This is a genomic window from Cohnella sp. GbtcB17 (assembly GCF_019091135.1).
Classification (GTDB): Bacteria; Bacillota; Bacilli; order Paenibacillales; family Paenibacillaceae; genus Cohnella.
The window spans coordinates 1-272 of record NZ_JAGXJW010000260.1 but is presented as its reverse complement, the minus strand read 5'-3'; the positions used below and the strand labels follow the sequence as shown (position 1 = coordinate 272).

General features: G+C 71.0%; 1 protein-coding gene. It reads left to right on the top strand.

The annotated features are described in order from the left end of the window. Positions 1–251 (top strand): flagellar biosynthetic protein FliR (locus KVT38_RS33725; protein WP_217598075.1); only part of this gene is annotated, 251 nt, incomplete at its 5' end. Positions 252–272 lie beyond the last annotated feature (21 nt).

The window sequence follows — 272 nt, the reverse complement described above, 5'->3', positions numbered from 1 at the left end:
CGATCAGCACGATGTTCGTGGCCGTCCTGCAGATCGCGGCACCGATCGTCGGCGTCGCGTTCCTGGCCGACGTCGCGCTCGGCCTCATGAGCCGTGTCGCGCCCTCGCTCAACGCCTTCGCGATCGGCTTTCCGGTGAAGATCGGGCCCACGCTCGTGCTGCTCGCCCTCGCCGTACCCATGCTTCCGCCCCCGGTGCTCGGGCTCTCCGAACAGGCGGTGTCAGCCATGGCCGGGATCGCGGGCGGCTGAGGTGGCCGACAAGGGCGGGGC